The organism is Paenibacillus sp. FSL A5-0031 (assembly GCF_001956295.1).
Taxonomy (GTDB): Bacteria; Bacillota; Bacilli; order Paenibacillales; family Paenibacillaceae; genus Pristimantibacillus.
On the sequence record NZ_MRTD01000025.1, the window covers coordinates 1 to 21422 of the forward strand.

At 42.1% G+C, this 21422-nt stretch carries 19 protein-coding genes and 1 pseudogene; 2 read left to right on the plus strand and 18 right to left on the minus strand.

What is annotated here, in order from left to right; all coding sequences use genetic code 11:
* Positions 1-202 precede the first annotated feature (202 nt).
* Positions 203-631, minus strand: coding sequence for a MarR family winged helix-turn-helix transcriptional regulator (locus BK120_RS29860; RefSeq protein WP_076271157.1), 429 nt, complete (start codon positions 629-631; stop codon positions 203-205).
* A gap of 155 nt (positions 632-786) precedes the next feature.
* Here BK120_RS29860 and BK120_RS29865 point away from each other — a divergent pair, with 155 nt between their 5' ends.
* The gene (locus tag BK120_RS29865) at positions 787-2097 is read left to right on the plus strand and encodes an amidohydrolase family protein (protein ID WP_076271158.1); all 1311 of its coding nucleotides are present in this window, start codon (positions 787-789) and stop codon (positions 2095-2097) included.
* A gap of 314 nt (positions 2098-2411) precedes the next feature.
* Here BK120_RS29865 and BK120_RS29870 read toward each other — a convergent pair.
* The 17 genes and pseudogenes from BK120_RS29870 to BK120_RS29955 all read right to left on the minus strand — a co-directional run.
* Positions 2412-2558, minus strand: a pseudogene (locus tag BK120_RS29870) (tyrosine-type recombinase/integrase); the annotation flags it as partial.
* A 70-nt stretch (positions 2559-2628) separates the two neighbouring features.
* Entirely contained in the window at positions 2629-2895 is a 267-nt protein-coding gene (locus BK120_RS29875) for a hypothetical protein (protein WP_076271159.1), read from the minus strand.
* 143 nt (positions 2896-3038) lie between these two features.
* A complete protein-coding gene (locus BK120_RS35595; protein WP_179089928.1) occupies positions 3039-3206 on the minus strand; it encodes a hypothetical protein in 168 nt (55 codons plus the stop codon).
* A gap of 461 nt (positions 3207-3667) precedes the next feature.
* On the minus strand, positions 3668-4672 hold the full coding sequence (locus BK120_RS29885) for an SGNH/GDSL hydrolase family protein (protein ID WP_076271161.1): 1005 nt from the start codon (positions 4670-4672) through the stop codon (positions 3668-3670).
* Positions 4669-6006, minus strand: coding sequence for an FAD-dependent oxidoreductase (locus BK120_RS29890; protein ID WP_076271254.1), 1338 nt, complete (start codon positions 6004-6006; stop codon positions 4669-4671). Before BK120_RS29890 ends, BK120_RS29885 begins: the two co-directional genes overlap by 4 nt.
* Positions 6007-6037: 31 nt before the next feature.
* Positions 6038-7042 carry a glycoside hydrolase family 130 protein gene (locus BK120_RS29895; protein WP_076271162.1) on the minus strand — a complete coding sequence of 335 codons (1005 nt, stop codon included), beginning with the start codon at positions 7040-7042 and terminating at the stop codon, positions 6038-6040.
* Positions 7039-8646, minus strand: coding sequence for a glycosyl hydrolase family 28 protein (locus BK120_RS29900; protein ID WP_076271163.1), 1608 nt, complete (start codon positions 8644-8646; stop codon positions 7039-7041). Before BK120_RS29900 ends, BK120_RS29895 begins: the two co-directional genes overlap by 4 nt.
* A 32-nt stretch (positions 8647-8678) precedes the next feature.
* Entirely contained in the window at positions 8679-10316 is a 1638-nt protein-coding gene (locus tag BK120_RS29905; protein WP_179089929.1) for an extracellular solute-binding protein, read from the minus strand.
* 60 nt (positions 10317-10376) lie between these two features.
* On the minus strand, positions 10377-11252 hold the full coding sequence (locus BK120_RS29910) for a carbohydrate ABC transporter permease (protein WP_076271164.1): 876 nt from the start codon (positions 11250-11252) through the stop codon (positions 10377-10379).
* Between the two features lie 14 nt (positions 11253-11266).
* The gene (locus BK120_RS29915; RefSeq protein ID WP_076271256.1) at positions 11267-12220 is read right to left on the minus strand and encodes an ABC transporter permease; all 954 of its coding nucleotides are present in this window, start codon (positions 12218-12220) and stop codon (positions 11267-11269) included.
* 443 nt (positions 12221-12663) lie between these two features.
* The gene (locus tag BK120_RS29925; RefSeq protein WP_076271166.1) at positions 12664-14886 is read right to left on the minus strand and encodes a helix-turn-helix domain-containing protein; all 2223 of its coding nucleotides are present in this window, start codon (positions 14884-14886) and stop codon (positions 12664-12666) included.
* Between the two features lie 326 nt (positions 14887-15212).
* Entirely contained in the window at positions 15213-15575 is a 363-nt protein-coding gene (locus BK120_RS29930) for an NUDIX domain-containing protein (RefSeq protein ID WP_076271167.1), read from the minus strand.
* 203 nt (positions 15576-15778) lie between these two features.
* Positions 15779-17104, minus strand: a complete 1326-nt coding sequence (locus BK120_RS29935) for an MFS transporter (RefSeq protein WP_076271168.1) — start codon at positions 17102-17104, stop codon at positions 15779-15781.
* A gap of 98 nt (positions 17105-17202) precedes the next feature.
* Positions 17203-17817 (minus strand): cysteine hydrolase family protein, encoded by a 615-nt coding sequence (locus BK120_RS29940; protein ID WP_076271169.1) that lies wholly within the window; start codon positions 17815-17817, stop codon positions 17203-17205.
* A 48-nt stretch (positions 17818-17865) separates the two neighbouring features.
* Positions 17866-18687, minus strand: a complete 822-nt coding sequence (locus BK120_RS29945) for an enoyl-CoA hydratase/isomerase family protein (protein WP_076271170.1) — start codon at positions 18685-18687, stop codon at positions 17866-17868.
* Between the two features lie 53 nt (positions 18688-18740).
* Entirely contained in the window at positions 18741-19514 is a 774-nt protein-coding gene (locus tag BK120_RS29950) for an SDR family NAD(P)-dependent oxidoreductase (RefSeq protein ID WP_076271171.1), read from the minus strand.
* 53 nt (positions 19515-19567) lie between these two features.
* Positions 19568-20143 (minus strand): TetR/AcrR family transcriptional regulator, encoded by a 576-nt coding sequence (locus BK120_RS29955; protein WP_076271172.1) that lies wholly within the window; start codon positions 20141-20143, stop codon positions 19568-19570.
* A 177-nt stretch (positions 20144-20320) separates the two neighbouring features.
* Between BK120_RS29955 and BK120_RS29960 the strand changes: the two genes are divergently transcribed.
* Positions 20321-21421 (plus strand): GerAB/ArcD/ProY family transporter, encoded by a 1101-nt coding sequence (locus BK120_RS29960; RefSeq protein WP_076271173.1) that lies wholly within the window; start codon positions 20321-20323, stop codon positions 21419-21421.
* The last annotated feature ends 1 nt before the right edge of the window (position 21422 follow it).

The following is a 21422-nucleotide window of genomic DNA, read 5'->3' on the forward strand; positions in this document are numbered from 1 at the left end:
ATGCTTTTTTACCAGTATAGCACCCTTCGTTTTCTTCATTAATAATTAAATATTGACAGCCTATTGGCTGGTATAGTTCTAAGGAATATTATTTGATGCACCATATGGATTGTTCATTCCTTGCTGTTTTAAATGCTCCCCAACTGGGACAAGCGTATTTTAATTTGTAAATGTCTCCATAGCCTCATTGGAATCCTCTTCTTTATATGCGCTCATTGATTTTGATCAACAATTTCTTTAAGGTTTGCTTCTCCTCGTTAGTAAGGGCTTGAACGATTTCATCCTCCACCTTTTGGAATGAGTCATTAAAGCCTTCAATCAACTCAATCCCTTTTGGCAATACATATATATTTTTTTGCCGTTCATTATTGGCCGGGATTTTGCGCTCAATGAACCCTTTTTGCTCTAGACCTTGAAGCATGCTTGTAATACTGGCCCCACGCACATGAAACCGATCTGCTAGGTCCTTTTGAATAATATGATTATCTTGGTTCTCGTAAATATAGTCGATTACTTTTCCTTGTTGAGCGTTTAACCCTAGTTCCTTTATACTCTCGTCCGCTCTTTTCTTTAATTTAAGACCGATAATCTGAAACAAATCCAAATAAGGCGTATCCTTTCGGGATTGCATGATCGTCCCTCCTGAAATTGTTAGAAAGCTAATTGTAAGCAACTAAACTATACAGTGATCCTATACACATGTCAAAATACTTAGTTTATTGACAGTTAGAATCCTAACAGTTATACTTCGAATTGTTATGAACAAACACATTGGAGGAATTTCAAATGGAGAAGATAACTCAAAATGCTGCGTTAGAACAAGTTACGGCGATTACAAATGTACGTATTTTTGATGGAGAACAAATTATTGCGTCAAGACATGTTGTCATCAAAGGGGAGTCCATTATTGCAGTGGGCGGAGACCTTCCGGCCGATGCGACGATTATCGATGGGGAAAATTCGACTTTAATGCCCGGTCTGATTGATGCACATGTCCACACCTCAATCGGCGGATTACGAGATGCCTTAAAATTCGGCGTTACGACAGAACTCGAAATGAACGGCGATTTTACGAAAAGAGGTCGCGAGATCCAGTTAAAAAATGTGGATGATGTTGCAGACGTCCGTTCTGCCGGCACAGCAATCACTGCTCCGGGCGGACACCCAGATGAATTGCTGCCGGATGGGGATGAAATACCGGAATTCGTATTAAAGGAGCTAGAGAAGTTATCGGAGGAAGACCGGGAAGCGATGTTGGCCGCATACGCTCACGATCACGATGAAATACCGCAAGTGACGACGGTGGAAGAAGCGATTAAACATGTGCATACTCAAGTGGAGAATGGTGCCGACTATATTAAGATCATGATTGAAGAAGGGACGGTCATGGGTGCACCCGGCCTGCCTGTTCTAAGCGACGAGATTCTAAAAACAGCCGTGACAGAAGCCCACAAGTTCGATAAGCTGGTCATCGCCCACGTCTTGACGGCTCTTTCATCGCAAGCAGCCATCGATTTTGGAGTCGATGGTTTGGGCCACTTGTTTATCGACAGACCCGAGTACACATCCGAGTTGGTGAAATCCATAGCGGATTCAGGCGCTTTTGTTACACCGTGCTTGGTGTTGAACTCATCGATTGTTGGGAAACCGGCATCGGAATTGGCGAATGATCCGCGTGTTCATTCCAAATTAAGTCCGGATTGGATCGGTATTTTGAACTCAAGCTTCAATACGTTCCCGCAAGGCAATATGGAGAACAGCTTTAAGAATGTGATGGATCTTCACCGTGCCGGAGTTGATATTCTGGTAGGGACGGATGTTGCGCCGGTTCCCGTTCCGAACCTTGGCGGCCTTGCTCACGGAGCAAGCGTCCACCACGAAATGCAGCTGCTGGTGAAGGCCGGGTTCACTCCGATCGAAGCTCTTCAGTCGGCTACTACCAAACCGGCCCGTTGCTTTGGTCTTCACGATCGCGGCCGTATTACCGAAGGTGCGCGCGCTGACCTTATTCTCGTAAACGGTGATCCAACAACCAATATCTCGGATACCTTGTCGATCACATCCGTGTGGTTCAATGGTTCGCAGCAGCTAGGTTAATCGGGTTCGATCTCCCTGTACAATGTCGTCAATGCGAATGATGAGCGAACCAGAGATCATGATGCCGTTGCTGATCGTAAAATCGTCAATAAGAGAGACTGCAGACTAGTCCCTCTTCGACTTTAAACTATTAATCCAAATCCTCCTGTCAGGAACGACAGCCAGATCAACGTTCCTCCAGATACAATAAAACCCGTTTTATTCCCATTGGATTATCAATGAAGTCATTGTTTAAATTTTACTACATTTTGAAACTATCCTACCCGATAGTGGAATAGCGGCAGATCCCTAAATGAGATCTGCCGCTAACAAAGCTAAAAGAATCGCCGATATAGTTCTCTCCGTCGTTCACCACGTAATTGAGCATAGATTTGTGTGGTTGATGCCTTTTCATGCCCTAACATGCCTTGGATGAAATCTAATGGCGCTCCATTGTCGAGCAATTGACATGCATAAGTATGACGAAAACGATGAGGATATACATTTGCCGCAACTGCCCCGCGAGATGCTAACCGCTTTAATGTTTCTCAGTTAGTTCAATGATTCCTTTTGCTTCTTCAATAACAAATACATCCAGTAAGATGTAGAGATAATTAAAACTAGACCTATACAGGTAAAAATAACTCCAGTTGTGTGTAGATGATAATCTGTTGCGGGGATAAAATAGCCAAACTTATATACTCCCATACTGCCGTCATAACTCCGTGCACTAAATGTGTAAGTTGAATACCCTTGAAAGGCTACATATAATCCAATAATAAACAAAAGAAATCCACTACCGATTTTCAGGCTCTTCATCCAATACCTCCCAAAAATATGCTTGTTTAAATCAGACGAATTTACACAGTAAAAGTTGCATTAGTCTGCCCTTTAGCTAAATAAAATAGGAGCAGCTGCCGTTGCGACATACTGCTCCATGATGGTTGAACTAACGTTTCGCGTTAGAATTCCTGTAAAACGAATAATTTGGAGTTTGAATAAAAACGAGCGCCTCTGTCTAACGCACTCCCCACATTTTTTTCAACCTCTTCTGCCGTTCTTAGCGATCCTGTTTCAATTAAGTACATATCTGCTTCAGGAGCAACCCCAGTATACATTCCATTTGACAACAATCCAGTACCTCCAGAAGCAGCTGCTGTCCATAATCCGTGAAGACCACTATTCAGTTGTGATTCACTTGTAATTTAAATTGGTACTGGATTGTCTGTATGTGTTTTTACCAAGAATGAATTTCTATTGTGGTTAGAAATAATGTCTGGGTAAGAATAAAAACCTCCATCAATACTAAATGCCAAGGACTATACAACAACGTTTGGTCAAAATCAATATTTGATAATTCAAACTCATCGAATAGCTCTTTTACTACATAGTACTCAGGATGGTTAACGATCACATCCATCATATGACGTGCCGCGCACTCTTCTCCATTTTAAAAACAAATGGTGAAGAGTGCGCGGCTAAACGCTTTTGGCTTAAGCTGATTACCATTTTTTTCAGTAACAATTCCTAGGTCTTCTAAACAAAAACCTTTAACTTTTTATTAATAAGTTCCTTTTGATATAACCTTAAATCACAAAAAAATTCTCCTCTTACGGAAAGGCTTTATGATCTTTTCCATAAACCGTACACCTATGATCTCATATCCATCCCCATCAGGATGCAGATGATCAGGAAGGTGAGATGCATCATCTGGACCAAATAGTTCCAATCCATCCATATAGTAAATGTGATGATCACCGCGCGCCTGTAACATCTCTACGATTTGACGCACATCCTCCCGCATCTTCGGCAGCGTGAAACCTAGTGCATTATTGATTACCTCACGCTTTGCAGCATAGAGCGGTGAAATAACGAGCAGAGGTGTTTGCTTATGTTTATCCCGTATTGTTTCCAACATTCCAATTAACGCCGGTTTAAACGTACGTGGACTTAACGAAGCGGCCCCGTATATATTGATTCCAACACAAAGTGAGATGAAATCAGCTGGCAAATCACGGATGAGTCTCCCAACCATCGGCTCAAGATGGCAGTTTCCTGAAAAACCAAGGCAAGTTAAGTTAAGACCGCTTTCCCTCGCTACAATGGCTGGCCATGTGCGAGATGGACTATGCGCACCTACACATTGCGTGATGGAACTGCCATAGGTGACCCATTTCGGTTGTGTATCCGGGATAATTTTCATTTCTGTATTCCACTCAATCCATAAGCTGCATACCGTCATACCAATATTTTGAGGCAGATAAATAACGATCTCTTTTCGCCCAGGATACAGGTTGGTATAGGTAACCTCCCTATCATTCTCGTTTAACGCTGCTGAAGCGAACAATTTTCCATCCACCATACAATCTAATCGGGCCTCCCCTTTAATTGGAGAGAATTTCAAAACAATTACCGTTGAATCTGTGTGAAAACAAAGTCGCACTCCCACACATATCTCTGCTTTGTAATCGATCCCATTTGGAGGATACAAATCATAATCTTGGTAGGGGATACGCCAAGGCTTAATCCCCTTTAATGTACGCTCTAATGAGACAGCACCACGAAATAACTCATCCGTTATTGGGATTTCCTTCAATTCACAGTACCTTCTTCCCCCAGCCATACACCATTCTGTAAAAGCATTTGCTGAAGCTCTGCTATAGAGACTTCCCTTGACTTTACAGATGATTTCATGGCTAAGGCAGCAGCCGTACCGGATGCCTCGCCCATAGCGAAGCAATTCGGCATAACGCGCAGTGAACCTTGCACTGCCCGCTCCGAAGATGCAGCTCGTCCCGGCACCCACATATTATCAATCCCTACGGGCAATAAAACTCTATAAGGAACCCCATGAGATTCACCTGGTGCCAAGTGTTTAAAGGTCATATTTTGTTTGCTGGTAGCCATATGGATATCAATATAGTATGCATTGCGAGCAATATCATCTTCGAATGAACGTGCCTGCATGAAGTCTTCCACTGTGAGCACATAATCGCCTTGAATTCGCCTTGTTTCTCGAATTCCAACTTGTTCCCCAGTCGCTACGACATGAGCTTGCTCGAATCCTGGTACATACGCTCGAAAGAACTGAACCTGACGCTCAACAAGCCTACGCCCCTCAATACCCCCACGCGTCAAATCCTCAGCTTTCGTACCATCAATATTAAATATATGACCAAAGTTAACGCCAACCAAGTAATCATTAACCCATGCTAGTCCCGAGACCAGTTTCCGTCCTTCTGGAAGGACGCCATCTGCCATAGCCAGTTCAACGGCTTGATGAAGCTGGCTAGTATCCCCTGATTCCTTAACGTAATGATCAAACTTCTTGCGATCCACATTTGCAAGCAGATAGCACATGCTGGCAGATTGCAACTCTCCCTGTTCCCCGCCCATCTGGAAGGGAACACCGGCTTTCGCTGCGATATCGGCGTCTCCAGTCGCATCAATCACATAACGGCATCGTACGACTGATCGACCAGATTTGTTCACGATAATGATCCCTTCGATGTTGCGACGATCCTTTGACAAAATCACATCGAACACAAATGTATGATAAAGCAAGGAAACCCCGTTCTCGAGTGAAGCATCATCATAAACACGTTTGAGAACCTCAGGATCAATTGGTACCCAATCCAGCGTATTCACATAATTTTTGCGGTAATCCTCATTACAAGACTGCTTCATCCGTTCCATCAGCTTCATGCCGAGTCCTCGAATTACAGGTTTCACTTTATCTGTAAATGGACAAAATGCCGGAACAAGCGCTACCGTTCCCATCCCCCCCAAGAAACCGCGCTGCTCAATTAATAACGTTTCAGCGCCGTTTGCAGCCGCACTAATGGCTGCTGCTATCCCCGCAGGACCACCGCCAACAACAACAACATCCACCTCATGCGATACAGGGATTGATTGTGCTGGTATATTCATTTCACCGTAATTCACTGCGTTTCCCCCTCTGTTACTTGCCTTCTAAACAAAGGCGTATTAGGTCATCAACATCTGCAGTTGCGAGACATTCCACCGTGTCGGCAGCACCGTAATAAATTTTGACTTCTCCCGAGTCTTCAAGAATCATTCCTCCTGGGAAAATGACATGATTACGAAAACCCCCATCAATCTCATAGGCTGCTTCAGGTGCGAGTAGCGGTGAACTAGACATACCTACAATCCGACTTGGATCAACTAAATCGAGGAGCATAATTCCTGCTGTATATCTTTTCTTCCATGTTTCCTCCCAACCATTCTTACCTCGTGAAGAATCAATATCAACAGCGTGAAAAGACGTTAACCATCCTTTATCCGTCTTGATCGGGGGAGCCCCTGGACCAATCTTGTCATTTGCAAAAGGAACTTGTTCTACAGCTAGCACAAGCTTGGAATTTCCCCAATAACGCAAATCTGGAGAATCACTCATCCACATATCGAATCGATCGATCCCATGTCGGCTGTAAACCGGAAACGGACGCTCCAACCGAACATATTTCCCTCCGATTCTTTCTGGGAACAACACCATATTTCGATTGTCCGGGACAGACAAGCTGAGGATTTCAAAAGAACTAAAGTCATCTGTTGCGGCAATACCGCCGCGAAGACCATGCTTCGTATCCACAGCAAAGCACATATAGCATTTCCCTTCAATGACCGTTAACCTCGGGTCATAGACACGAATCACCTCTTCATCCTCCCAGCTCCAACAGGGAAATGGATTAACTTCCCATTTCACACCGTCATCACTGAATGCGAGACCCAAATTCGTTGTCGTATGCGGTAAAATGGTCTGATTAACTTCATCTCCATAATCATTACGGAACACCATGACATATTTCCCTTGATATTTCACAACACCAGCATTAAATACCATGGCTGGGTTATAAGGGATATCCCTCGGAGCGAGTATCGGGTTTGCAGGATGACGATGAACCAAAACACTTGATTGGAGATTACCAATAGTGAAATCTATCACTCAACTTCCTCCTCGGGCAAAATCATTACTCCGCTATTGAAATCTCGAATCAAGAAATTCATGTCGGCTAAGCTCTTAGCTGCTTTCTCCTGTCCAGGCATATAAATGTTTTGAAACATGACATTCGTGATCGGAGCACCTTTAGTGCCTTGTATCTTGGCGCTACCTCTGCCTTTCTCGTATACCTTGATGTTCTTCACATTAACATCTGTAATCGGTCCGATGCCTAACTGGTTTCCGTTCACGATAAACATTGTCATCCAGGCGCTATTATCATCGTTCATATAGCTAATATGTTCGATTTCCATATTTTCAAATGTAATATGCTTCGCTTCAGCTGTTCCATATTTATGATGAATCCCGAAACCAACGGCTGCGTCATAAACAACGCAATTTCTAAACGTAATGTTCTCTTGATTTTGCATGACGCCTTGACCTATCTTAAAACCATAACAAATCGTCCATGCTATGCAATCTTCAAACAGAACATCATGTACAGGCTCAGGATCTCCCGGCCAGCATACTTTCCCGGATGCGATGTCTGTCGTTTCCTTCCAAGCTTTGGTTGAGAATGGATCGTCTAGCCCTATACCAATCGCATTTCTAACAACGACCTGTTGCGACTCGCATACATCGATTCCATCATTTTCTCCCATATTCAAGCTGTTGAACATCTTCAAATTAACGAAGTTTAATGCCTTCGATCTTATTGTCGTGATTGCCCAGGCAGAAGCATTTCGAATGGTAATACCATCCAGGCTGAATGCCGAGGTAGCAATCGGAACAAGTAAATTATTGATCATTCCATTTTCAGAGAGTGCTTCTCCGTTACCGTCAATTGTTCCGCGTCCGTATATCTTGATATTGGTAGACTCATAGGCAGTCGAGATCCACCACGTCACAGGTTTACCGACAGAATCCTTAAACCAATACTCTTTAAGGTCTGACATATTGCTCGTGCTGATTAACAGGGAACCTGGCTCCAGATAGATTGCTGTATTGCTCTTAATCACCAGATTAGAAATAAAGTAGGTTCCTGCTGGAATATATACTATACCTTGAGCACCATCGCCATGAGATGTACCATATTGACTGGCATCATCGAGTGCTTGTTGAATCTCAGCGGTTCTTACTTGTACCTCGGTTTGATCAATGGCTGGCACAACACCATACGGATCGCTTGTTACATGGAAGACCCCTTGTTCCGTCACAGAAGGAACATTCGTTTCCCCAGGGTCTGCTGCAAGAACTACCCGTTTTTCTCGATTATTCACACGGATGATAAGATATTCATCTCGGTCAACGATGAACGTCATCTTATTCCCTGTAATAATCGGTGTAATATTCAACTTCACCGGACTAATGGTATACGTGCTGATCTCGGCATCATCAAGCAAAGTCAACTCATAGGTTACTTGACCAGCCGTCACGGAGAAACTAGCATAATCGTAATCCTTCGTATAGGTCGTAAAAGGTATCGAAACGCCATTTGCAGTTAATGCATAATCGGCGGAGGTACCATATATTTCTGGTAGAGGGTAGGGATAGACCTCCGCTATCTCCTTCCCCTGATGATCTATTTCAGGTACAGATTTTCTTTTCAATTTGTTCCCTCCCAAAATGAATCGTCAGTGACCTATTGTTCATTAATCATTTCAATGAAATCTCGGTTATAGATGATCTTGTCTGAATTGTTCGTAATCCAATCACTATAGAATTGGTCAATTTGCTGACCACCAGACTTTTTCCATAAATCTTGAACATCTGCCAAAGCTTGGTCAGATGTATATTTGTTGCCGCTTACAATCGACTTCTTCCACATATCATTGATCGTTGCTACGCTCTTATCAATAATTTGCAAGTCAGACGGCAATCCCGGCCAGTTCGTAATCGGATAGGCATAATCATTGGCTGGATTAAAATAAGCTGCATTAGCCGCTGCAAGAATTTCTGCAAATTGCTTTTCTTCCGGAATGCTTGGATCAAGCTTAACACTAACTTGTTCGCCTTTCGGCAATGTTCCGATTGAGCTCATAATGCTTAAATCTAACGTGCCCACCAAATCCTTTTTGTTCTTTTCTGGATCTATCGGCGTAGCAATGCCTTCGCTATCTAGAGTATAATGCTCACCTTTTATTCCGTTCTTAAGCGTCATAATCGTATCTTTTTCAACGAGAAAATCGATATATTTCATTACCGCAACAGGATCTTTCGCATTAGCATTAATACCGCCCGTCATTTGAATCGGAGACTTGAAACCAGGGTTAAACTGCCCGAATGGTCCCGCAGGTACTGGTATTGCCAATACTTCTGCGCCCTGAACATTTTTAAGCAAAGATTTATACTCATCCAGCAATGATGCACTGTCTACTCCGCCGCTTGCGAAATAGAATCCAAGCTTACCGTTCACCCAATCTTGCTTCGCTTTTTCACCGTTCTTATCCGTCAAGAAATCTTTATCAATGATCCCTGCATCAAATAAATCTTTCTGGAACTGCACCGCAGCCTTGGCTTGTTCGCCAATGTTCGGGTTTACAAGCTTGCCATCTTTGACAAATCGGCTTGCATTATTAAACATGGAGTTGACAACGGATTCAGCAGATGCCCCGCCGATGTTCATGCCAAACGTATCTTTTTGTCCATTCCCATCGGGATCATTTTCACGGAATGATTTTGCTATTTGGAACAATTCATCTACTGTCTTTGGAGCTTCTAACTGAAGCTTCGTCAGCCAATCTTTGCGCACTAAAATATAATCGTTATTTTTCGCGCCCAGTATTCGCCCAAAATTGTAGGTCTTCCCGTCATCCTTTTGGCCAAGCGTCAGCAACTGCGGATACTTCTCTGTTAATTCCTTATACGACGTGCTATGCTCCGCTATCAAATCATCCAAAGGCAAAAGCTGTTTTTGAGCATACAGCTGATTGAAGAAACCTCCATCATATTCCAAGATCAAATCAGGCGCATCTCCTGATGCGAACAATAGGTTTAGTTTCTGGACTTGCTCGAAGCGAGGGAATGGTACAAACTTAACATCAACAGGTCCCTTTTCATTCATCCATTCCGTCCAGATATTGTTATCAATCGTTCCTGCTTCCGGCGGAACTTTTCCGCGATCATACAATGTTGCAGAGATTGAGCCTCTCTTTGAACTATCCTCTGTTTCTGATGACGCTTTTGAATTATCCTCTGACGAGCAACCTGCAAATAAGGTTGCCGCTACAAATAATGCCGTTAAACTTAACGATACAGATTTCATAAAAGGATGTTTCATTCTAATGCCCCCATTTAGTAGTAGAATAATTAGCATAACTATTGTCTTGATTTCATCCAATTAACCTTTAACGGCCCCAATCATAACACCTTTAACAAAGTACTTTTGTAAGAACGGGTATACGACTAGCATAGGAATTAGCATAACGAACAGTGCTGCTGCTTTAATCGATTCCGGTGTCATTTGTTGAACATCATCCGTCTGGAGATTATTCATCTCTTGCAGCATCGATTGACTCTGAACCATTTGCTGAACTAATACTGCTAAATTATATTTGGTAGAATCATGAATATAGATCATGATACTCGAAAATGAATTCCAATACCCAACTGCATAGAACAACGTCAAGGTGGCAATCACAGGCATTGATAGCGGAAGGATAATCTTCAACAATTGCCTCCACTCTCCACACCCGTCGATCCTTGAAGCTTCAACAACCTCTTCAGGAATATTTTCAAAAAATGTTCGCATGATCAGCATGTTATACGTACTTACCAGCCCAGAAAGCCATATTGCCCAATAAGTATTAACAATTCCTAAAGCCTTCAGCACTAAAAATGTTGGGATGGTTCCGCCGCTAAATAACATTGTAAATACAATGAGTAAAGTGAATGTACGTTTTGCATAGAAGCGCTTTTTAGAAAGAGGATACGCCGCCATAATCGTAAATAACATACTTAAAGCTACCCCAACAACGGTAATTATAACGCTATTCTTAAAAGCGCTAACAATACGCGTGCCTTCAAACAACGATTGATAGGTTTCAATGGTCCAACCTACAGGCCAGAAAGAAACCTTTCCCGACAAAATAGCATGAGGGTTGCTTAAGGAAACGGAGAATAGATGCACCAGCGGCAGCAAGCAGCTTAGAGCAGCGAGTGTCAGAAAGATGTAGTTGCTTATGATAAAAATTTTCTCACCGCGAGTAATTTTCATGTTTTTCACCTTCCTTACCATAAACCTCGGTCAAATTTCCTAGCAATTATATTGGTAGCAAATATGAGAATAAATCCGACTACCGATTCAAATAATCCCATGGCAGATGTTAAACTAAATTGCCCTCCTTGAATACCGACCTTATAGATGTACGTGCTAATCACTTCCGACACATCAAATACGCCTGAATTTTGCAGCACATAAACCGGATCAAAGCCTACACTCATCACATTGCCCATCTGCAAGATAAGAATCAGGACGATTGTCGAGCTTATGCCTGGTAACGTCACGTTCAGTATCTGCTTCCACTTGTTTGCTCCATCTATACTGGCTGCTTCATATAGCGATGGATCAATGCTCGTAATGGCTGCTAAGAAAATAATTGTGCTGAAGCCTGCCTCTTTCCAAATCCCGGAACCTAAGAAGATAGCTATCCATGATACGTCGTCATAGAGAAAAGAAAAGGTATTGCCGGTTAAACGTTCAAGCACATTATTCACAATACCTGTTTGCTCTGCGAATAAAGTGATTACGATCCCGCCAACAATAACCCAGGAGAAGAAATGTGGTAGATACACGAGTGTCTGAATCCACTTCTTAAACCACTGTTTCCTGACTTCATTCAATAAAACAGCAAGTATAATTGGAATTGGGAAACCAACAACAATATTCAGCACACTGAGTAACAGCGTGTTACGAATGATATTTAGCGTCTGCGGGTTGCTAAATAGAATTTCGAAGTTTCTTAGTCCATTCCAAGGGCTATGAAGAATCCCTTGACCAAAATTATAATCCTTAAACGCCATGATCGAACCAAACATTGGAACATATTTGAAGATAATATAAAACAACATTACCGGTACAAATAAAATTAATAAGGGAATGTTATCTTTCAATCTTCTTTTCGCTTCAAATCGTCGTCGCTCCTTCAGTTGAATTCCCAGTGTTCTATTAGCGGTATTGTGCATTTCCTTCAAGTTTCTTCACCTCCCCTCATCATAATTTGTAAATCTTTGAGTCCGCCAATCGACTATAGCTTCTGACCGCCCAATTACTCAATGGCAAAGATTCCGATCATATACTTTTTTCCGAAATCATCGTTTTTTGCCCTCATCTTGATAATTCCTAGGATTGATCATTTTCTAAAAACCGCACGGTTAAGCCAAAAAACGCAAATTGCGACAACTGCTGACCATTTTGATCTCGATGGGATTTTCAACGCTTCGTATGGCTTCATTCCATAACCATAATGGTTTCCTCCTATAAGGGTTGACGGGTGTCTTGTTAAAATAAAGCCAAGCAGCCTTGCTTTCATTTTCCTTGCGATTGATTTTTTTCATAAACGGCACAATAAAAAACACCCGTCGCAACTGACATATAAGCCAGTACTCCGGGTGCTTCTTTTCGTTAATCACATTTTTCTATAATCACCTGGGGTCATTCCAAAGTACTTCTTGAACCCTCGGATGAATGTCATGGAGTTGGTATATCCAACCTGACTTGCCGTGTCTTGGACAGATAATTGTCTCTCTGTTAGTAAAACTTTTGCATTTTCTAAACGTACTTGCGACAAATAGTCAACAAATTTAACGCCTATCTCTTCCCGAAATAAGAAACTCAAATATTTTCCGTTCATACCGAACTCATCCTCAAGATGCTTTAGTGACAAATCCGGATTCGAATACTGCTCTTCAATATATATACGAACGTTTTGCATTAACGCATGATGTTTCCTTGTGTTGCGAAGCTCTAGAAATAGCTGTTCTGCATAGAGCAACACATCCAACATCTGAAACTTTGTTTCTTCAACAGTCTCCATTCCCTTTAAAATGTTGTTCATTCTTGGCAGTATGTCTCTTTTCCAATTTGCCTGAAATTCATCCGACAGCTCCATAACTTCTCGGTATAGATGATTAATTAGGTCGTTGATTAAATAATAAACTTCGCTTTTTGCGTACATACCCTCCAAAACTTGTTGAAAGAAAATCTCAAATTCGTCCTTCCAACGATCTTCCCCCATACGAAAGTAATAAGAAAGAGAGCGGAGATAATGAAACAATTTATAAGCTTCACCTTGTTGGATTTCATTCATATGTGCGTAGTTAATCACTTGATTATTGCCTTTTACTGACTTATAATTCAGAGCCATCTGGGCCTGTTCGTACAAGTGGTAGATTTGTGCACTATCAGCATAGCATTGACTCACGCCAAGGGTTATGCTGAACTCTAAATTCTTCTGTACCCAATCCACCATTCGGTTACAAATGACCGATATATTGTTATCGGACTGCTCAAGATCCGTTTGAGTCAAAAAAAGTATGCATAGTCGGTGGCTTTCTAACCATTCCGCCCACATCTCAATCTGATACTGATCTGCAATCTCCTTAAGTACGCTGTTAATGATGAATTTCAATAAATACTGGTCTCGGTTAGAATAACTTTGTCCAAATTCAGCATAACGGTCCACCTCAACGATCGCTATGCACATATTAGTAAATTCCGAAGAGAGCCTCAGACTCGACATTTCTTTCTTCCATTCCTCTTCCTGCAGGATAAGGCTGCCATCAGTTAAATCCTTCAACATATGACGTTTTTTCGATATCAGTCCTTCTTCTTGCTCCTTCTCATATTCTGTCACCCGCTCGAATAAATCCTCAAATGCCCCTTCAATGAACTTAAACTCATCCACCGATTGATCTTGAAAGAGACTGCTCGGCTTGGATGACAGACTCGTAATCCGTCCTAAGATCGACTGAATTGGTTTATAATTACTGCGTGCTGTATAAATAATCCATAGTGTCCCGAGTAATAACACCGCGATTCCAATGCCAAAAAACACATAATAAACCCATGAACCAAATTGATATAACGTGTTATTCTTAATCCCAGTATGAAGCTCCCATCCTGTGTAAGTCGAAATAAATTGATGCAACTGTTTACCGTCACCCGTATTTTGCGGATCGTAGATATTACGATCGTCGGCACCTATTAAATTCGCATAACTTACATCGGATGATGATGACATCTCATTTACAAGTTGCTCAATAGCTTTGACTTTCACATTCACAACAATTACGCCTAACTCCCCTGAGGGAGGTGTAACTCTGCTGGCAAACGTAACTACTTTGTTCGATGTCTCCGCATGCTTGATTTCTTGGTAGAGCCGCGCGTTAGACCATTTCTGAGCTTTGGGTAAAGAACTTACCATTTCTTGAATAAATGCTTGATCACCAAAATTCACAAGCGGAGTGAGCATATTTTCCGTGAGAACGCTCTCATCACTTATGCGGTAAAGATATATCGAATCGATCATCGAGTTCGAAACTTTTAATTTAGCTAATTCATTCGAGATCTCATATTTCCAGTAGTATTTGTCTTCTTTATCATCCGCACTAAAATACTGCTTTAACTTTTCATTATAAAGCACGGCGTTTAACACAAGACGTTCCGTTGTCTTCAAGTTATAATCAACGACTTGTTGTACATGTCTCGCAAACACACCATTAGCGCTTACCACTGCATTCTTCGATAATTGTGCAATTGATAAAAACATCACCGTTAATAGAACAAATGTAAGCAAAAAGAACACGGGCAAATATGAAATTATTTGCCGTTTCAACCACTGTCTAGTCATACCTTCCCCCACTCAATATTTTTAAAAAACATTCTCATTGTCGCATGATTCGATGAAGGTGTCCATAATGTAGAAATTCTGCTGATTCGTATAGAGTCCTAAACACGATAACGCTGTTATACTGAGCTAACATGTCCCCTAAGTTCAATAATTCACCCTAAACGAACTTTAAGCTAACATAACTTTATTATTCTTTAGTGTCACGATTAGATTTTGATAGCTCGAACAATGATTCTTTTACTGTATTTCATATATTATGATTTTCGTGATATTCATACCTGATAAAAATTGTTAAGAACTTTAATTTAAATATAGAGCCAAAGATTTTATGATGAAGTGTTGGCATCATAATTAATGTATTTATTGTTCGTTTGAATAATGGACTTTACCTTGGATAAGCCAGATACGCCTGAAATCAATTCCATCTCAAAGATGAAATATATTCCATGCTCTATTTCGTTGTGTAGTTGTTTAATTCCGGTCCTAACTCCAATAAGCCTTTTAGGTCTTGCATTAATCCCAGTTTCTTCTTTCACTTCTCTTATTGCGGCTTCTTCGAATGTTTCCCCTTCTTCGACAAGTCTGCCCGGTAACATCCAATGATCCTTATTTACTCCATACGTAATTTTTACTAGTAACACTTTGTTGTTCTTAACAATTAACCCTCCTGCAGAACAAGTAATTCTCACATGTATCCCTCCTAACCATTTAATGGAAGGATATCACGCGTGCTTTATATAAATTAAATATCTATAAACTATCTATTTATAGGTAATTCCTATAACTCTCCATCCGGGATTCATATATTGTTACGCTAAACTGCCCGTTAGTTGAGCAAAAGGCTGCCACACGGCAGCCCTTTGCTTTGAACTATCATTTTCAGTGCTTTCCGTTACGTTGCTCGGTGAAGACGACGGCCGGATAGCAAGTACCAGAGCAGTGCGCATAACGAGCAAATGTATATTGCAATTAAAGCGCCGTACACATGTTCATAGGCACTGACAAGAGAATTCTTTTTTTGAAATTCGAGCAACATACCGCAAAGCGCAACGGAAACTGAACCTCCGAAAAACTGGATGAGCTGCATGAGTCCCATGCCTGATCCGATCAGCTTGGCCGGTAAAATACGCGATGTTTCGTTGTTTAACGATGCTATCGTTGCCGAGAGTGCCGGCGAGAAGAATAGGTAACCGAACAAGATGACAGCCGGAGATGCGCCAAGAGCCGCCCAGAAGGCGACCAAAACGATAGCTAAAATGCCATGTCCGAGAATCAGAAACCGCACATTGTCATACCGGTCTATCCAGCGTCCGACGAAGGGCGTAAGAAAGGCTGATAAAACGGCGCCCGGCGCGATCGTAAAGCCAATGGCCAACGGCGATTTGGCGAACAGATTAGCAAGTGCCAAGGGCATTAAAAACAAGTTGCCTAGATTCAGCATCATGATGCAGAAACCGATAACAAGCAGTTTCCGGTACATGGGCTTAGCCAAGAGCTCCCGGTTGATGAACGTTTCTTTCGAGCGTCTGTTGTGCCAGACGTGGACAGCGATCGATAACAATCCCGCTGCTAGCCATACTGCCGAGCGCTGCGTTACAGCGATCAGAAGCGTCGCTGCATTGACGATTGTTAGGATGACGCCGATTATGTCAAAACGGAACGACTTTGGCTGCTCTTTGGGGAGTAGGCGCAGCAAAATCGGAAGAAGGACAAGCACTAGGCAAGTAACGGCAAATAACCCGTTCCAGCCGAAGTACTCGGTAATCAACCCGCCGACGATTGGCCCAAGTCCGAATGCCATAGCAGCTCCCGCCGAAATCATCGAAATCGCTCTGCCTCGCCTTTCATAAGGAATATACCGGCTAGCTAGAACGAGACCAAGTCCAGCCATCGCGCCGGCGCCGGCGGACTGTGCAATCCGAGCTATAAGCAGAGCTTGAAAATTCGTCGCCATGATACCGAAGACTGAAGAAAGCCCTAGTATTGCGAGTCCAATCCACAGCAATCTTCGAATCGGCAGCACGTCGGAGAGCCTGCTGTAAATCATCGTTGATAATGCATAGCCGATCGAATAACTTGAAACAATCCACGATCCGAGAGCCGCCGAAACGTTGATATCCCGAATGATGCTCGGAAGGGAGACGTTAAACATCGTCGTGTTCATCACGACGATGAACAATCCAAACGTCCATACCGGCATTACGATTTTGTCATTCATGTTGATACCGTCCAATCCGAGACTATACCCATCCATTGGTAGGATGGTGGTCTAACAAATTACTTGCTACAGTTATCGTTTGTTCCTCTGTAGCCTTCTTACAAGGCAGCAAGAAGTTCTTCTGTTGTTAAAATGGCATGTGCAAATGTAGGGCCATTAATTTCATGCGCCGCATGCATAGCCTCTTTACTAAAAGCCGCTGTAGCATCTTTAACAAGGGTAACATGATAACCAAGCTCCATACCAAAGCGTGCAGTCGCTTCGATGCACGTATTGGCTAACATACCAATAACAATAACCTTTTGTACACCATGCATCTTAAGTTGATGATCAAGGTCAGTGTTCGCGAATCCGCTGCTAGCCCAATGCTCTTTGATAATCACATCACCCTTTTGAGGTTGAAAATCTGGATGAAATTCCCCACCCCATGAATCTTTAGCAAACACCTGTCCTTGTTTAGCTTTGAGCTGATATGGAGTGGGATGCATCCAAGTTTTGAAATCATCTTGTTCAGATCTGTGATGAGGAACAAAAAAAACTTGAATGCCGGTTTTCCGAACCGAAATAAGGATTTCTTTTAGATGTTGGATCAAGTTTACGGAGTCTGCTACTTCTTTAGCACGAGGGAAAAGCTTGCCTTCCGGTGATAAGAAATCATTATAAGGGTCAACTAAAAGAAGCCCTGTTGTTGTTTTATCGTATGTTTTTATCAATTGTATTCCCTCCCGGATTGAGATTTATTGATGATCCGAAAACGGCAACTATTCAATATTGCCTATATGATGACCTAAATGAAGCTCGAAATCGCCTCGTTGTCCAAAGCCTCGCGCCATTGCTTTTACCACTTTTTCCCGAGTATTTTGTGACACCGATCCAGAGATAAAGACTTCTCGAGTTTCCAGCAATTCTGATACTTTAGGAATTCCAGTGCGATTAATGAGCCTCTTGGCATCACTTAAAGCCTGTTTATCGAATGCCGAAATTCTTTGAGCCAAGTTTTCCACAAAACCGTCTAATTCTGCGTCAGGGATCGCTCTGTTAATCCATCCATAGCGTTCTGCTGTTGAAGCATCGTAGTCGTCAGCGCTAAGAGTGATCTCAAGAGCTCGAGCACGCCCCGCCAAGCGGGAAAGTCTCTCTATGGCACCACCTCCTGGTATGACGCCGACAGCGACTTCAGGCTGTCCGAAGATGGCCTTCTCTTTGCTGGCGAACCGCATATCACAGGCAAGAGCAAACTCGCTGCCGATTCCCCGGGCCCTTCCGCGAATTTCAGCTATGCTGACAACCGAAGATCTGGAAAGTCGTGTCGTGAAATCAATAAATGGTGGAAGGTCACTTTCTTTTGGAGTTTTTTGCTTTTCTCCAGCACGCGCCATGTCAAAGTGCGCTATGAAAAATTCAGGATCGGCGCTGTCGAAAACAACGACCTTCAGTTCAGGGTCTGTCTCGATTTGATTCGTAAGCGTTAAAAGCTCAAAGATCGTATCAGGATCAAGGAGATTAATCGGTGGGTTATGAAATGTAATGCGCCAATAAGCAGGCGTTTTGCGATTTACGGTAAATTGATTGTTCGAGTTCATGTTAATAGCTCCTTTTTAGGTGGTTTAATGAGCATTTTATTTGAACTCGCAAATTAACTTTCACGGTATATTGGCGCTCCCAGCGGAGCAGCTGCTGCTCCCCCATCAACGACGATTTCTGTACCCTGCACATATGAAGAATCATCAGAAGCCAGGAACAAGGCGACCTTGGCAACTTCCACCGGATCGCCTATGCGTTTAAGAGGAATCGCGCGCGCATGTGCAGCCTCCAGTTTTGCTATTTCATCAGGTGTTGACTGTTTCCAAATTGGTGTAAGTGTTACACCTGGGACAAGAGTGTTTACACGGATGCCCCGCGGCGACAACTCGGAAACTAACACTCTAGCCATGCTGCTAATGGCTCCTTTGCTCGCCGAATAGGCTGATCTTTCCGGATAACCATCTGTCGCACGTGTAGACCCGGTTAAGATTACAGAAGATCCTTCCTTCAGGTAGGGCAGAGCAGCTTGTACAGTGAAAAAGACTCCGGTTACGTTAACCTTAAGCACTTCTTCAAAAACCGAAAGCTCTGTACTTCCTAAAGGAGTGGAAGCCGCAATGCCGGCATTAGCGAATATGATGTCAAGCCGCCCGAAGGTTTCTACTGCCGTAAACATTGCATTTTCCATGCTCGCTGGATCGGCTGCATCCGCTTGAATCGCAAATACATTGGCGCCTAGCTCCTCAGCCACAGAGCTTAACGTGGTCTGATTCCGGCCTGTTATAACGACCTTTGCGCCTTCTGCAACAAATAATTTTGCGCTTTCTAAACCGATTCCGCTATTGCCTCCTGTAATTAAAGCCACTTTTCCTTCAAGTTTTCCCATATAGCTTCACCCCTATATTTAAATTTATTATTTAAAAATCATCTAATCCCCATTCATTCCAATACCGACATAGTCATTTCAATAATTTGGCTTAATTTTTCTCTGTTCGTAGTAGATTTAACCATAACGCGTAATCCTATTAATGCATTATTGAAATAATAAGACAGCCATTCTGCGTTGTGTGTTTTGGGAAATTCCCCTGATTGTTGGCCTTCCACAATAAGATCACGTATTAGCTGTTCTGTGCTAGCCCAGTTCAGATGAACCCAATCTCTGGCCTGAGAATCACGTTTTGCCAACTCAACCGCAGTATTCACTAAAAAGCAGCCCTCAGGAAACTCTTCTCGCTGATGGATTGCCATTTCAAACAACATTCTGATTGCTTCCTTGGCAGAACGGGTAACATCCATTCGACGCTTAACCGATTGCTCCAACATTTCGCTATAGCGTTTCAATGTTTTAATATACAAGGAATGTTTATCGCCAAAGGTATCATACATGCTTCCTTTATGAATCCCCATATGTGAGACCAGTTCCTGCATCGAAGTCTTTTCATATCCTTGTTCCCAGAATAGCCTCATGCCTTTAAGTAGAACGGCATCTTCATCGAATTCCTTTATCCTGGCCATCTCATTGCTCCCACCTTTCAAAACAACTTTAGTATATTAAGAACGATCGGTCAAGAATTATTTTGAACGATCGTTCTTAATATGAGTGGTGCCGAAACGATGTCAAATCTGCCAAATCAGTTTATGAAAAGCTGTGAAAGGTTATAATTGGTATATCTACTCTGAAGGAGAACACGAATGAAATCCGCTGAAAAAATATCGGCAACTCAATTGAGTTTATTACTTTTTTCCTTTATAGCGCCCACTGTCATTCTTATCATACCGAGTTTGATGGTCAAGATTTCCAAGCAAGACGCATGGATAACGATTTTCCCTTCGATCTTAATCGGGTTATTAAATATTTGGGTGATGATCATATTGTCCAATCGCTACCCGGGTCAAACGATTATTCAGTACAGTTCACAAATCATAGGTAAATGGCTGGGAAAATGTTTAGGAATATATCTTATTTATTACTGGATTAATTTTGATTTCATCATTCTTAATCAACATATACAGTTTATAAATACCGTTCTGCTCCATAAAAGTCCATCTATCGTTGTCAGTCTATCATTGGCACTCTTATGCGGCATAGCAGTCTATATGGGGATCGAATCTATAGCAAGAAGTAACGAGTATCTTGCGTTAGTCATTTTTGTTTTCTTGATTCCACTCTTGATGCTTATGCTCGCGGAATATGATCCGGAGCGGCTCCGTCCTGTATTGAGTGAAGGTATGTTCCCGGTCCTTCAGGGAGCGATATATCCTGTCGCTTATTTATGTCAATTTTTTATTTTAGGGTGGCTTCTTCCTTATTTAAACCAACCGAAAAAAGCATTCAAAGCTTCGTTTATCGGATTGGTTACTACCTCTGGACTTCTAGCCATTACTATTTTACCTGTGATTATGATATTTGGGCCTTTAACGGAAAAATTGAGTTTTCCCTTATTTAGCGTCATTCAATATATAGGTTTTCAAGGAAGCTTTGAACGCATGGAAGCTTTAGCGGTAGCTATATGGGTTATGGGTTGTTTTATAAAAATCTCTGTTACCTTCTTTATTATCTGTCTAAGTATATGCCATCTTTTTAACGTTAAAAATTACAAGGACCTTGTGATCCCTATAACGATTTTGTCAGTGTTAGGATCGGTTTCGGTTTTTGTAAATTATTCCACCGATTTGAGTAATTATCTTAGCTATACTTATCCAACTCTTGCATTATTTACACAATTAATTTTACCTCTTATCCTTCTCATGATTGATTCGATAAAAAGGCTTTGGAAGAAGTCAGTGCTTTAGT